21 protein-coding genes are annotated in these 13,103 nt (G+C 67.7%); all 21 read right to left on the bottom strand.

All coding sequences use genetic code 11. The features are described from left to right. Positions 1–20: 20 nt before the first annotated feature. Positions 21–404: a 50S ribosomal protein L18 gene (gene rplR, locus ABKW28_RS12360; protein ID WP_193668673.1), complete on the bottom strand. Its 384-nt coding sequence runs from the start codon at positions 402–404 to the stop codon at positions 21–23. A 2-nt stretch (positions 405–406) separates the two neighbouring features. Further along, positions 407–946 carry a 50S ribosomal protein L6 gene (gene rplF, locus ABKW28_RS12355; RefSeq protein ID WP_193668492.1) on the bottom strand — a complete coding sequence of 180 codons (540 nt, stop codon included), beginning with the start codon at positions 944–946 and terminating at the stop codon, positions 407–409. Between the two features lie 29 nt (positions 947–975). After that, positions 976–1,383 carry a 30S ribosomal protein S8 gene (gene rpsH, locus ABKW28_RS12350; protein ID WP_179614234.1) on the bottom strand — a complete coding sequence of 136 codons (408 nt, stop codon included), beginning with the start codon at positions 1,381–1,383 and terminating at the stop codon, positions 976–978. A gap of 91 nt (positions 1,384–1,474) precedes the next feature. Continuing rightward, complete coding sequence (locus ABKW28_RS12345; protein ID WP_011757321.1) at positions 1,475–1,660, bottom strand: type Z 30S ribosomal protein S14; 186 nt, start codon at positions 1,658–1,660, stop codon at positions 1,475–1,477. Between the two features lies 1 nt (position 1,661). After that, positions 1,662–2,252, bottom strand: coding sequence for a 50S ribosomal protein L5 (rplE, locus tag ABKW28_RS12340; protein WP_204797247.1), 591 nt, complete (start codon positions 2,250–2,252; stop codon positions 1,662–1,664). Between the two features lies 1 nt (position 2,253). Continuing rightward, the gene (gene rplX / locus ABKW28_RS12335) at positions 2,254–2,616 is read right to left on the bottom strand and encodes a 50S ribosomal protein L24 (protein ID WP_227491581.1); all 363 of its coding nucleotides are present in this window, start codon (positions 2,614–2,616) and stop codon (positions 2,254–2,256) included. A gap of 3 nt (positions 2,617–2,619) precedes the next feature. Then, entirely contained in the window at positions 2,620–2,988 is a 369-nt protein-coding gene (gene rplN / locus ABKW28_RS12330) for a 50S ribosomal protein L14 (RefSeq protein WP_068105909.1), read from the bottom strand. Between the two features lie 94 nt (positions 2,989–3,082). Further along, complete coding sequence (gene rpsQ / locus ABKW28_RS12325) at positions 3,083–3,364, bottom strand: 30S ribosomal protein S17 (protein WP_179614235.1); 282 nt, start codon at positions 3,362–3,364, stop codon at positions 3,083–3,085. Then, complete coding sequence (gene rpmC, locus ABKW28_RS12320) at positions 3,361–3,609, bottom strand: 50S ribosomal protein L29 (protein ID WP_193668493.1); 249 nt, start codon at positions 3,607–3,609, stop codon at positions 3,361–3,363. Before rpmC ends, rpsQ begins: the two co-directional genes overlap by 4 nt. Continuing rightward, a complete protein-coding gene (gene rplP, locus ABKW28_RS12315; protein WP_193668494.1) occupies positions 3,609–4,028 on the bottom strand; it encodes a 50S ribosomal protein L16 in 420 nt (139 codons plus the stop codon). The genes rpmC and rplP overlap by 1 nt, the downstream gene beginning before the upstream one ends. A gap of 3 nt (positions 4,029–4,031) precedes the next feature. Further along, positions 4,032–4,868, bottom strand: a complete 837-nt coding sequence (gene rpsC / locus ABKW28_RS12310; protein WP_193668495.1) for a 30S ribosomal protein S3 — start codon at positions 4,866–4,868, stop codon at positions 4,032–4,034. After that, positions 4,868–5,314 (bottom strand): 50S ribosomal protein L22, encoded by a 447-nt coding sequence (gene rplV, locus ABKW28_RS12305; RefSeq protein WP_193668496.1) that lies wholly within the window; start codon positions 5,312–5,314, stop codon positions 4,868–4,870. The genes rpsC and rplV overlap by 1 nt, the downstream gene beginning before the upstream one ends. Beyond that, positions 5,311–5,592: a 30S ribosomal protein S19 gene (rpsS, locus tag ABKW28_RS12300; RefSeq protein ID WP_179614239.1), complete on the bottom strand. Its 282-nt coding sequence runs from the start codon at positions 5,590–5,592 to the stop codon at positions 5,311–5,313. Before rpsS ends, rplV begins: the two co-directional genes overlap by 4 nt. A gap of 5 nt (positions 5,593–5,597) precedes the next feature. Beyond that, complete coding sequence (gene rplB / locus ABKW28_RS12295) at positions 5,598–6,434, bottom strand: 50S ribosomal protein L2 (RefSeq protein WP_193668497.1); 837 nt, start codon at positions 6,432–6,434, stop codon at positions 5,598–5,600. A gap of 31 nt (positions 6,435–6,465) precedes the next feature. Continuing rightward, positions 6,466–6,771 carry a 50S ribosomal protein L23 gene (gene rplW / locus ABKW28_RS12290; protein WP_179614241.1) on the bottom strand — a complete coding sequence of 102 codons (306 nt, stop codon included), beginning with the start codon at positions 6,769–6,771 and terminating at the stop codon, positions 6,466–6,468. Continuing rightward, positions 6,768–7,391 (bottom strand): 50S ribosomal protein L4, encoded by a 624-nt coding sequence (gene rplD, locus ABKW28_RS12285; RefSeq protein WP_193668498.1) that lies wholly within the window; start codon positions 7,389–7,391, stop codon positions 6,768–6,770. Before rplD ends, rplW begins: the two co-directional genes overlap by 4 nt. Before the next feature lie 2 nt (positions 7,392–7,393). Then, positions 7,394–8,053 (bottom strand): 50S ribosomal protein L3, encoded by a 660-nt coding sequence (rplC, locus tag ABKW28_RS12280; RefSeq protein WP_348609942.1) that lies wholly within the window; start codon positions 8,051–8,053, stop codon positions 7,394–7,396. Positions 8,054–8,064: 11 nt separating this feature from the next. Then, entirely contained in the window at positions 8,065–8,373 is a 309-nt protein-coding gene (rpsJ, locus tag ABKW28_RS12275) for a 30S ribosomal protein S10 (protein WP_008360994.1), read from the bottom strand. A gap of 386 nt (positions 8,374–8,759) precedes the next feature. Next, positions 8,760–9,491: a tRNA (guanosine(46)-N7)-methyltransferase TrmB gene (gene trmB, locus ABKW28_RS12270; RefSeq protein ID WP_348609939.1), complete on the bottom strand. Its 732-nt coding sequence runs from the start codon at positions 9,489–9,491 to the stop codon at positions 8,760–8,762. Between the two features lie 147 nt (positions 9,492–9,638). Continuing rightward, positions 9,639–10,832, bottom strand: a complete 1,194-nt coding sequence (tuf, locus tag ABKW28_RS12265; RefSeq protein ID WP_193668501.1) for an elongation factor Tu — start codon at positions 10,830–10,832, stop codon at positions 9,639–9,641. 72 nt (positions 10,833–10,904) lie between these two features. Continuing rightward, positions 10,905–13,016, bottom strand: a complete 2,112-nt coding sequence (gene fusA, locus ABKW28_RS12260; RefSeq protein ID WP_193668502.1) for an elongation factor G — start codon at positions 13,014–13,016, stop codon at positions 10,905–10,907. Positions 13,017–13,103 lie beyond the last annotated feature (87 nt).

Genomic DNA, 13,103 nt, shown 5'->3' with positions numbered 1-13,103 from the left:
TGTTGTTGCTGTACGTGCGATCAGAAGGTCAGGCCGCCCGAGCGGGCGCCGTCCGCCAGGGCCGCGACGCGACCGTGGTACTTGTTGCCGGCGCGGTCGAAGACGACCCCGTCGACTCCGGCAGCCTTGGCGCGCTCGGCGACGAGCTCGCCGACCTTCTTCGCCTTGGCGGTCTTGTCGCCCTCGTAGCCCCGCAGGTCGCCCTCCATGGTGGAGGCGCTGGCCAGCGTCTTGCCGACGAGGTCGTCCACGACCTGGACGGAGATGTGCTTGGAGCTGCGGGTCACGACGAGACGCGGACGCTCGGCGGTGCCGTGCACCTTCTTGCGACCGCGCATCTGACGGCGCAGACGCGAACGGGTGCGCGTCGCAGTGTGCTTGTTGTTCGACAGCGAGATACCCATGGTCACTTACCAGCCTTTCCGACCTTGCGGCGGACCTGCTCGCCGGCGTAACGCACGCCCTTGCCCTTGTAGGGCTCCGGCTTGCGCAGCTTGCGGATGTTGGCCGCGACCTCACCGACGAGCTGCTTGTCGATGCCCTGGACACCGAGCTTGGTGGGGCCCTCGACCGTGAACGAGATGCCCTCGGGGGCGTCGACGATGATCGGGTGGGAGTACCCGAGCTGGAACTCCAGCTGGGTCGGGCCCTTCGAGAGGACGCGGTAGCCCACGCCGACGATCTCGAGCTTCTTCTCGTAGCCGTCGGTGACACCGACGACCATGTTGTTGACCAACGTGCGGGTCAGCCCGTGCAACGAGCGCGACTCGCGCTCGTCGTCAGGACGCTTGACGTCGAGGACGCCGTCACCCTGCTCGACGGTGATCGGGCTCGCCACGGAGTGCGAGAGGGTGCCCTTGGGCCCCTTCACAGTCACCAGCGGGCCGTCGATCGCCACGTCGACACCGGACGGGACCGCGACGGGGAGCTTGCCAATGCGCGACATGCTTCGTTTCTCCTATCTCGGTCTCGTCGTCACCAGACGTAGGCGAGGACTTCCCCACCCACGCCCTTCTGGTTTGCCTGGCGGTCGGTCAGCAGGCCCTGGCTCGTCGAGATGATCGCGACGCCCAGTCCGCCCAGCACCTTCGGGAGACCCGTGTGCTTGGCGTAGACCCGCAGGCCCGGCTTGCTGATGCGGCGAACGCCCGCGATGGAGCGCTCCCGGTTGCGGCCGTACTTGAGGGTGATGGTCAGCGTCTTGCCGACCTCGCCCTCAGCAGGCTCGGCAACGTCGAAGGAGGTGATGTACCCCTCCTGCTTGAGGATCTCCGCGACGCCCTGCTTGAGCTTGCTGTACGGCATGGTCACAGCGTCGTGGTACGCCTGGTTGGCGTTGCGCAGACGGGTCAGCATGTCTGCGATCGGGTCAGTCATCGTCATGGCCGTGAGGCCCTTTCTCCACCGTGGTTTCGCCCCTGCATCTCAAGGGCGACCTGCAGCGATCGTGTGTAGATGGAACGGGAGGTCTGGTTCACCAGCTGGACTTGGTCACGCCGGGCAGCTCGCCGCGGTGCGCCATCTCGCGCAGGCAGATCCGGCACAGGCCGAACTTGCGGTACACGGCCTTGGGGCGGCCGCAGCGCTGGCAACGGGTGTAGCCACGCACCGCGAACTTCGGCTTGCGAGCAGCCTTGACCTTCAGGGCGGTCTTCGCCATGTCAGTTCTCCTTGAACGGGAAGCCGAGCTGCTTGAGCAGCGCGCGGCCCTGGTCGTCAGTGGTGGCCGTGGTGACCACGGTGATGTCCATGCCGCGCGAGCGGTCGATCTTGTCCTGGTCGATCTCGTGGAACATGACCTGCTCGGTCAGACCGAAGGTGTAGTTGCCGCGACCGTCGAACTGGCCGGGGTTGAGACCCCGGAAGTCACGGATGCGGGGCAGCGCCAGGGTCAGCAGGCGGTCCAGGAACTCCCACATGCGGTCGCCGCGCAGCGTGACGTGCGCACCGATCGGCATGCCCTCGCGCAGCTTGAACTGCGCGATGGACTTGCGGGCCTTGGTCACGGTCGGCTTCTGGCCGGTGATCGCGGTGAGGTCCTTGACCGCACCCTCGATCAGCTTCGAGTCGCGCGCAGCCTCGCCGACGCCCATGTTGACCACGATCTTGGTCAGGCCGGGCACCTGCATGACGTTGGCGATCTCGAACTCCGCCTTGAGCGCGGGGAGGATCTCCTCGCGGTAGCGGGTCTTGAACCGCGGCGGCACCTTCGCCGAGATCTCCGGCGCGTCGGTGGTCTGGGTCTCAGTCATCTCAGATCTCCTTGCCGGTCTTGCGCGAGATGCGGACGCTGCGCTCGGCCTCGTAGGTCGAGCCGTCCGGGCGACGCTTGGTGACCTGGTCACGGCGGAAGCCGATCCGGGTCGTGGCGCCGTCCTCGAGCAGCATCACGTTGGAGACGTGGATGGAGGCCTCAGCGGTGATGATGCCGCCGGTGCTGCCGTCACGCCCGCCCTGGTTGACGACCTTGGTGTGGCGCTTGATGCGGTTCACACCCTCGACGATCACCCGCTGCTCCTCGCGGAGCACCTGGATGACCTTGCCCTCGGCACCCTTGTCCTTGCCGGCGATCACCTTGACGGTGTCGCCCTTCTTGATGTTCACACTCTTGCCCATGGCTCAGAGCACCTCCGGGGCGAGCGAGATGATCTTCATGAACTTCTTCTCCCGAAGCTCACGACCGACGGGGCCGAAGATGCGCGTACCGCGCGGCTCGCCATCGGTCTTGAGGATCACTGCCGCGTTCTCGTCGAAGCGGATGTAGGACCCGTCGGCCCGGCGGCGCTCCTTGACGGTGCGCACGATGACGGCCTTGACGACGTCACCCTTCTTCACGTTGCCGCCGGGGATCGCGTCCTTGACGGTGGCGACGATGGTGTCGCCGATACCGGCGTAGCGCCGACCCGAGCCGCCGAGAACACGGATGCAGAGGATCTCCTTCGCACCGGTGTTGTCGGCGACCTTGAGTCGCGACTCCTGCTGAATCATCGATTTCTCCTGGTTGTCGTGCCGGTTCTCGGCGTCTCAGGGACGGCGAGCCTGGCCGAACTGGTGGGGTTGTTCGCTCGCGCGGGGCGAGGGGTCACTTGGCGCGCTCGAGGATCTCGACCACGCGCCAGCGCTTGGTCGCCGACAGCGGGCGGGTCTCCATGATCAGGACCCGGTCGCCGGTGCCGCACTCGTTCTGCTCATCGTGCGCCTTGAGCTTGCTGGTCTTGCGCAGCACCTTGCCGTAGAGCGCGTGCTTGACGCGGTCCTCGACGGAGACGACCACGGTCTTGTCCATCTTGTCGCTGACGACGAGACCCTCGCGGACCTTGCGGTCGTTGCGCGGGGTGCCGTTGTCGACTGCCTGCTCGCTCATGCGGCACCGTCCTCGTTCTCGTCGCTGCCCGGGGTGGTCCGGATGCCGAGCTCGCGCTCACGCACCACGGTGTAGATCCGGGCGATGTCCTTCTTGACCGTCCGCAGACGACCGTGGCTCTCCAGCTGGCCGGTGGCCGCCTGGAACCGGAGGTTGAACAGCTCCTCCTTGGCCTCGCGCAGACGTGCCTCGAGGTCGACGTCGTTCATCTCGTCGAGCTCGTGGGCCTTGACACCGTTGGCCATCAGAATTCACCCGCCTCTCGCGAGATGAACCGGCACTTCATCGGGAGCTTGTGCATCGCGCGGCGCATGGCCTCGCGGGCAACGTCCTCGGTGACGCCGGAAAGTTCGAACATGACGCGGCCGGGCTTGACGTTCGCCACCCACCACTCGGGGGAGCCCTTGCCCGAACCCATGCGGGTCTCGGCGGGCTTCTTGGTCAGCGGGCGGTCGGGGTAGATGTTGATCCACACCTTGCCGCCTCGCTTGATGTGACGGGTCATCGCGATACGAGCCGACTCGATCTGCCGGTTCGTGACGTAGTGACCCTCCACCGCCTGGATGCCGAAGTCACCGAAGGCGAGCTGCGTGCCGCCCTTGGCCATACCGGTCCGCTTGGGGTGGTGCTGCTTGCGGTGCTTGACGCGACGGGGCATCAACATTTCTCAGGCCTCCGATCCGGCCGTGGACTCAGCGGGGGCAGCGGCCTGCGCCGGCGCGTCGGCAGCGGGGGCCGAGCCCTCGCGGTCCGAGCGGGCCGGACGATCACCGCGGGAGCCGCGGCTGGGACGCTCGCCACCACGCGCGGGGCGGTTGCTGCCGCCGCGACCGGGGACACCGGCGCGCGAGGCGGCCTGGGCCTGGCGCTCGGCACGGGAGCCGGACACCTCGCCCTTGTAGATCCAGACCTTCACGCCGATGCGGCCGAAGGTGGTCTTGGCCTCGTAGAAGCCGTAGTCGATGTCGGCACGCAGGGTGTGCAGGGGCACGCGGCCCTCGCGGTAGAACTCCGTGCGCGACATCTCGGCGCCGTTGAGGCGACCCGAGCACTGGATCCGGATGCCCTTGGCACCCGAGCGCATCGTGGTCTGCATCGCCTTGCGCATCGCGCGGCGGAACTGCACGCGACCGGCGAGCTGCTCGGCGACGCCCTGGGCGACGAGCTGGGCGTCCATCTCGGGGCTCTTGACCTCGAGGATGTTCAGCTGCACCTGCTTGCCGGTGAGCTTCTCGAGCTCGCCACGGATGCGGTCGGCCTCGGCGCCACGGCGACCGATGACGATGCCGGGACGCGCGGTGTGGATGTCCACACGCACGCGGTCACGGGTGCGCTCGATCTCGACCTTGGCGATGCCGGCCCGCTCCATGCCCTTGCTGAGCAGCTTGCGGATGGCGACGTCCTCGCCGACGTAGGACTTGTACAGCTTGTCCGCGTACCAGCGCGACTTGTGGTCGGTGCTGATACCCAGGCGGAAGCCGTTGGGGTTGATCTTCTGTCCCATCAGGCACTCTTTCCGTTCTTCGGGCCGCGCTTGGTGGCCTTCGCGGCCACCACGTCGGCGGGCTGGACGGCCAGGGTGATGTGGCTCGTGCGCTTGTTGATGCGCGTGGCCCGGCCCTGGGCCCGCGGGCGCCAGCGCTTCATCGTGGGACCCTCGTCGACCATCGCGACGGAGACGACGAGGTCGGCAGCGGCCAGGCCCTCGGTGGTCTCGGCGTTGGCGATGGCGCTCTCGAGGACCTTGTAGACGGTCTGCGCCGCGGCCTGGGGCGCGAACTGCAGCAGCGCCAGGGCCTCGTCGACGGCCATGCCGCGGACCATGTCCACGACCCGGCGCGCCTTCATCGGCGTGATCCGCGTGAAGCGGGCGGTCGCGAAGGCCCCCGGCTGATCGCCGAGAAGCGTCTCGCGGCGGGCACTCGTGCGCATGCGCTCGGTGGTGCTCATCGGCGACGTCCCTTCCGGTCTTCCTTGACGTGTCCGCGGTACGTGCGGGTCGGGGCGAACTCGCCCAGCTTGTGACCGACCATCGAGTCGGTGACGAAGACCGGGACGTGCTTGCGACCGTCGTGCACGGCGATCGTGTGACCGATCATGTCCGGCACGATCATCGACCGGCGCGACCAGGTCTTGATGACGTTGTGGGTGCCCTTCTCGTTCTCCGCGTCCACCTTCTTCTGCAGGTGGCCATCGATGAAGGGGCCCTTCTTCAGGCTGCGAGGCATGTCGTTTACTTCCTACCCTTGCCGGACTTGCGGCGACGGATGATCTGGGAGTCGGAGGCCTTGCGCTTGCGCGTGCGGCCCTCGGGCTTGCCCCAGGGGGACACCGGGTGACGTCCACCGGACGTCTTGCCCTCGCCACCACCGTGCGGGTGGTCGACCGGGTTCATGACCACACCGCGCACGGTCGGGCGCTTGCCCTTCCAGCGCATGCGGCCGGCCTTGCCCCAGTTGATGTTCGACTGCTCGGCGTTGCCGACCTCGCCGAGCGTGGCGCGGCAGCGCACGTCGACGAAGCGCATCTCGCCGGAGGGCAGGCGCAGCGTGGCGCGCGAGCCCTCGCGGGCCACGAGCTGGGCGGAGTTGCCGGCCGAGCGGGCGATCTTGGCGCCGCCGCCGGGACGCATCTCCACGCAGTGGATCGTGGAACCCACCGGGATGTTGCGCAGCGGGAGGTTGTTGCCGGTCTTGATGTCAGCACCGGTGCCCGACTCGACCACGGTGCCCTGCGCCAGGCCGCGAGGAGCGATGATGTAGCGCTTCTCGCCGTCGGCGTAGTGCAGCAGCGCGATGCGCGCCGTGCGGTTCGGGTCGTACTCGATGTGGGCGACCTTCGCGGGGACGCCGTCCTTGTCGTAGCGACGGAAGTCGATGATCCGGTAGGCACGCTTGTGACCGCCACCCTGGTGCCGGGTGGTGATCCGGCCCTGGTTGTTGCGGCCGCCCTTCTTGGGCAGCGGCACCGTCAGCGACTTCTCCGGCGTCGTGCGAGTGATCTCGACGAAGTCGGCGACCGACGAGCCGCGTCGGCCCGGCGTTGTCGGCTTGTACTTGCGGATAGCCATGTGTGTTCAGTCCTCGTGTCGTCAGGCCCGGTCAGGAGACCGGACCTCCGAAGATGTCGATGCGGTGACCCTCGGCGAGGCTGACGATGGCGCGCTTGGTGTCCTTGCGCTTGCCCAGCCCGTTGCGCGTGCGACGGGTCTTGCCGGGGCGGTTCAGCGTGTTCACCGAGGTGACCTTGACGTTGAAGATCTTCTCGACGGCGATCTTGATCTCGGTCTTGTTGGCGTCGGGGCGCACCACGAACGTGTACTTGTTCGTGTCGAGGAGGCTGTAGCTCTTCTCGGAGACGACCGGCGCGAGCAGCACGTCGCGGTGGTCCTTGTGCAGGGTGCTCACTTGGAAACCTCCTTGGTCGACGTGGCGGTGCCGGCGACGAGCGCGTCGTAGGCGCCCTTGCTGAACACGATGTCGTCGGCCGCGAGCACGTCGTAGGTGTTGAGCTGGTCGACGGCGACGACGTGGACCTCGGGCGCGTTGCGCAGCGAGAGCCAGGTCGTGGAGTCGGCGCGCTCGAGCACGACGAGGAACTTGGTGCGGTCGGTCAGCTCGGCCAGCGAGGCCAGTGCGGCCTTGGTGGCGGGCTTCTCGCCCTGGACGAGCGACTCGACGACGTGGATGCGGTCGTGGCGGGCCCGGTCGGAGAGGGCACCGCGCAGGGCGGCGACCTTCATCTTCTTGGGCGTGCGCTGGTCGTAGCTGCGCGGCTGCGGGCCGTGCACGGTGCCACCACCGGCGAACTGGGGCGCGCGGGTCGAGCCCTGGCGGGCGCGACCGGTGCCCTTCTGCTTGTAGGGCTTGCGGCCACCGCCGCGGACCTCGCCGCGGGTCTTGGTGGCGTGCGTGCCCTGGCGGGCCGCGGCCTGCTGCGCGACGACGACCTGGTGGATCAACGGGACGTTGACCTTGGCGTCGAAGATGTCGGCGGGCAGGTCGACCTTGACGGTCTTGACAGCCATGCTCAGGCCTCCTGGGTCTTCTTGGCGGCCGAACGCAGCACCACGAGACCACCCTTGGGGCCGGGGACGGCACCCTTCAGCAGGATCAGGCCCTTGTCGGTGTCGACGGCGTGCACGGTGATGTTCTGGGTGGTGACGGTGTCGTTACCCATGCGACCGGCCATCCGCTGACCACGGAACACACGACCCGGCGTGGCGCAGGCGCCGATCGAGCCGGGCTTGCGGTGGTTGCGGTGGGCACCGTGCGAGGCGGAGACACCGGCGAAGCCGTGACGCTTCATGACGCCGGCGAAGCCCTTGCCCTTGCTGGTGCCGGTCACGTCGATCTCCTCGCCGGCGGCGAAGGTGTCGACCGCGAGCTCCTGGCCCACGGTGTACTCACCGGCCGCGGAGGTGCGGAGCTCGACGAGGTGGCGGCGCGGGGTGAGACCCGCCTTGGCGAAGTGACCGGCGCTCGGCTTGTTCACCTTGCGGCCCTCGATCTCGCCGTACCCGATCTGCACGGCGTTGTAGCCGTCGACCTCGGGAGTGCGGACCTGGGTGACCACGTTGGTGCTCGCAGCGATCACGGTCACGGGGACGACGCGGTTGTTCTCGTCCCACAGCTGGGTCATGCCGAGCTTGGTGCCCAGCAGCCCCTTCATGTTGTGTTCGATCGTCATGTCCTCGGACCTCAGAGCTTGATCTCGATGTCGACACCGGCCGGAAGGTCGAGACGCATCAGCGAGTCGACGGTCTTCGGGGTGGGGTCGATGATGTCGATGAGGCGCTTGTGGGTGCGCATCTCGAAGTGCTCGCGGGAATCCTTGTACTTGTGGGGCGAGCGGATGACGCAGTACACGTTCTTCTCGGTCGGCAGCGGCACCGGGCCGGCGACCTTGGCACCCGTGCGGGTGACCGTGTCCACGATCTTGCGCGCCGAGGTGTCGATCACCTCGTGGTCATAGGCCTTGAGCCTGATGCGGATCTTCTGTCCCGCCATAGGTCTCTCTCGTCCTTACTTCTCATCTGCCGCGTGCGTGTCCGGGACGTCCTCGGGCTTGAGTCGGTCCCCCCTGCTGTCCTTCACCCCAGCCGACCCCCGCGGTCGGGCGTGTCGCGGGCCGGAACCGAATTCCGGGCGCAACACAGGACCGGGTCCTGCCTGCTGTGCTGTCTGGGTGACGCCCGACGGTTCGTCGGGCTGATCGGGTCTCCCCCCTGCTGTGCAGCAGGAGCGGTGCGGCTGCACGCCGAGCACCGAGCCACGATCCATCAGGTGATGGGGAGACGCGATTCAGTAGTCAAGGTGTGCCGCACCCCGGCGACCCGCCGGAGCAACCTGAACATCTTGGCAGACCAGCCGGACCTCGTCCAAATCGAGGCGGCTCAGTGCTTGGCGTAGGCCAGGTCGGTGATCTCGCGACCGGCCTCGCGGCCCTTGCGCTCGAACTTCGTGACCGGCCGGTCCTGCCACCGCGGCACCCGCCCGCCCGAGAGAGCCGGCTCGGCGTCGAGCACCTCGAGCATCTGGTCGGCGTAGTCGGCCCAGTCGGTGGCCAGGCGCCACAGGCCGCCGACCTGCAGCCGTGAGGCCACCACGGCGGCGAAGCCCGGCGAGACCAGGCGCCGCTTGTGGTGGCGCGTCTTGGGCCAGGGATCGGGGAAGAACGTCCACAGCTCCGCGAGGCCGCCCTCGGGCACCAGGTGCTCCAGGCACCAGGCGGCGTCGACGGAGCAGAAGCGCACGTTGTCGGCGCCCGCCGCCGCGACCTCGGCCAGCGAGGCCGCCACGCCGGGGCGCCACACCTCCAGCGCCAGGACGTTGACGTCGGGGCGGGCCGCGGCCAGCACGCCGGTGGCCTCCCCCACCCCGCAACCGATCTCCACGACCAGCGGGGCCTCGCGCCCGAACCACGAGGCGACGTCGACGTCCGCGCGGTCGACCTCCTCGTCGGGCACCACCCACGCCTGCGCGTGGGCGTCCCAGGCCTCCTGCTGGCTCGGGGTGAACCTGCTGCCGCGTCGCGAGTAGCTGAGCACCTCGCGCATCCGGCGGCCGTCGTCGGTCAGCTTCTGGTGCGGACGCGCGGGGGCGGTGCGCAGGTGGTGCTCGGACATGGCTCCATCATCGCGGGTCGTCCGTCGGGACGCGGAATCCGCGTCACGTCCGAGCCGGCGGAGGTCCGGACACGCAGAACGGCCCCGGACCTGGAGGTCCGGGGCCGTGCTGGTGGTGCTGGGGTGCCGGTCAGCGACCGGCGGGGATCACTTGGTGATCTTGGTGACCCGGCCGGCGCCGACGGTGCGGCCACCCTCCCGGATCGCGAAGCGCAGGCCCTCGTCCATGGCGATCGGCTGGATCAGCTCGACCGACATCTCCGTGTTGTCACCCGGCATGACCATCTCGGTGCCCTCGGGGAGGGTCACGACGCCGGTCACGTCCGTGGTGCGGAAGTAGAACTGCGGGCGGTAGTTGTTGAAGAACGGCGTGTGGCGGCCGCCCTCCTCCTTCGACAGGATGTAGACCGACGCGTCGAAGTTGGTGTGCGGGGTCGTGGTGCCCGGCTTGATGACGACCATGCCGCGCTCGACGTCCTCGCGCTTGGTACCGCGCAGGAGCAGACCGACGTTCTCACCGGCCTGGCCCTCGTCGAGCAGCTTGCGGAACATCTCGACGCCGGTGACCGTGGACTTCTGCGAGGTCTCGCGGATGCCGACGATCTCGACCTCCTCGTTCACCTTGACGATGCCGCGCTCGATGCGACCGGTGATGACGGTGCCACGACCGGTGATCGTGAAGACGTCCTCGACGGGCATCAGGAACGGCTTGTCGGTGTCGCGCTCGGGCTGCGGGATGTAGGAGTCCACCGCGTCCATGAGCTCGGCGATGGAGTCGACCCACTTCTGCTCGCCCTGCAGCGCCGGGAAGGCCGCCACCTGGACGACCGGCAGGTCGTCACCCGGGAAGTCGTACTCCGAGAGGAGCTCGCGCACCTCCATCTCGACGAGCTCGATGAGCTCCTCGTCGTCGACCATGTCGCACTTGTTGAGCGCCACGACCAGGGCCGGCACGCCGACCTGGCGGGCGAGCAGCACGTGCTCACGCGTCTGCGGCATCGGGCCGTCGGTGGCGGCGACCACGAGGATCGCGCCGTCCATCTGCGCCGCGCCCGTGATCATGTTCTTCACGTAGTCGGCGTGACCGGGGCAGTCGACGTGCGCGTAGTGGCGCGCCTCGGTCTGGTACTCGATGTGCGCGATCGAGATGGTGATGCCGCGCTGACGCTCCTCGGGTGCCTTGTCGATGGAGTCGAACGGCGACTCCTCGTTGAGGTCCGGGTGCTTGTCGTGAAGCACCTTCGAGATGGCCGCGGTCAGCGTCGTCTTGCCGTGGTCGATGTGACCGATGGTGCCGATGTTGACGTGCGGCTTGGTCCGCTCGAACTTCGCCTTAGCCACTGGGGGCTCCTCCTGGTGTGGGTTGGTACTTGACTCGTACTTGCTGGGATGGTGCCGAGGAACTCGGAGAGACTACTCGCCGCGAACCTTCTTGATGATCTCGTCGGCGATGTTCGAAGGAACCTCGGCGTACGAGTCGAACTCCATCGAGTACGACGCCTGGCCGGAGGTCTTGGACCTCAGGTCTCCGACGTACCCGAACATCTCGGACAGCGGGACGAGCGCGTCGATGACCATGTCACCGTGACGCTCCTCCTGGGCCTGGATCTGGCCGCGACGGCTGTTGATGTCGCCGATGACCGTACCGAGGAAGCTCTCGGGGGTGGTCACCTCGACGGCGAACATCGGCTCGAGGAGAACCGGCTTCGCCATGCGGACGGCCTCCTTGAAGGCCTGGTTGCCGGCGATCTTGAAGGCCAGCTCCGAGGAGTCGACGTCGTGGTAGGCGCCGTCCTCGAGAGACATCTTGACGTCGACCATCGGGAAGCCGGCGAGGACGCCGAACTCCATGCCCTCCTGGGCACCCTGGTCCACCGAGGGGATGTACTCCTTGGGGACGCGGCCGCCGGTGACGTTGTTGACGAACTGGTAGCCCGCTCCGGCGCCGGTCTCCTCGTCGATGCTGGGACCGACGGAGATGACGACCTTCGCGAACTGGCCCGAACCACCGGTCTGCTTCTTGTGGGTGTAGCTGTGGTTCTTGACCTCCTTGCGGATGGTCTCGCGGTAGGCCACCTGCGGCTTGCCGACGGTGGCCTCGACGCGGAACTCGCGCTTCATCCGGTCGACCAGGATCTCCAGGTGCAGCTCGCCCATGCCGGCGATGATCGTCTGGCCGGTCTCCTCGTCGGACTTGACCGTGAAGGTCGGGTCCTCGTCGGAGAGGCGCTGGATCGCGGTGGAGAGCTTCTCCTGGTCGGACTTGGTCTTGGGCTCGATCGCGACCTCGATCACCGGGGCCGGGAAGGTCATCGACTCCAGGACCACCTGGTTCTGCGGGTCGCAGAGGGTGTGCCCGGTCTTGGTGTCCTTCAGGCCCATGACGGCCACGATCTGGCCGGCGCCGACCGACGCGATCTCCTCACGCTTGTTGGCGTGCATCTGGTAGACCTTGCCGATCCGCTCCTTGCGGCCGTTGACCGAGTTGGTCACGGTCGCGCCGGCCTCGAGCTTGCCGGAGTAGACGCGCACGTAGGTCAGCTTGCCCAGGTGCGGGTCGGCGGCGATCTTGTAGGCCAGGCCGGAGAACGGCTCGTCGTCGCTGGGCTTGCGCACGACCGGCTTGTCCTCGTCGTTGACCGCATGGCCAGTGATGCCCTCGACGTCGATCGGGGAGGGCAGGTACTTCACGACGGCGTCGAGCAGGGGCTGGACGCCCTTGTTCTTGAACGCGGTGCCGCACAGGACCGGGTTGACCTTGTCGGCCAGGGTCGCGCGGCGGATCGCGTCCTCGAGCTCCTCGACGGTGAAGTCCTCGCCCTCGAGGTACTTCATCATGATCTCGTCGTCGGCCTCGGAGAGGGTCTCGAGGAACTTCTCGCGGTACTCGGCGGCCTGCTCGGCCATCTCCGCGGGGATCTCCTCGATCTCGTAGTCCTCACCCATGGTCGTCTCGCCGCGCCAGGTCAGGGCACGCATGCCGACCAGGTCGACGACGCCGAGGAAGTCGGACTCCGCGCCGATCGGCAGCTGGAGCACGAGCGGGGTGGAGTTGAGGCGCTCGACCATCATCTCGACGCAGCGGAAGAAGTCCGCACCGGTGCGGTCGAGCTTGTTGACGAAGCACATCCGGGGCACGGAGTACTTGTTGGCCTGGCGCCACACCGTCATGGTCTGGGGCTCGACACCGGCCACGCCGTCGAAGACGGCCACGGCACCGTCGAGCACCCGCAGGGAGCGCTCGACCTCGGCCGTGAAGTCCACGTGGCCGGGGGTGTCGATGATGTTGATCTGGTGGTCCTTCCACCAGCAGGTGGTCGCAGCAGAGGTGATCGTGATGCCACGCTCCTGCTCCTGCTCCATCCAGTCCATCGTGGCGCCGCCGTCGTGGACCTCACCGATCTTGTAGGTGATGCCGGTGTAGAAGAGGATGCGCTCGGTGGTGGTCGTCTTGCCGGCATCGATGTGCGCCATGATGCCGATGTTGCGGACGACTCGGAGGTCAGTGGTGATGTTGACAGCCACGTGTGGTCGCGTTCCTTAGGTCGAAGTGTGCGGTGGGGGCGGGGCGGCCGGGTCGCGGCCTGTCTCTTATTCACATCTCCGAGCCCA

It is taken from the genome of Nocardioides sp. 31GB23, assembly GCF_040012395.1.
GTDB lineage: Bacteria > Actinomycetota > Actinomycetes > Propionibacteriales > Nocardioidaceae > Nocardioides > Nocardioides salarius.
This window is presented reverse-complemented; position numbering and strand designations above follow the sequence as displayed.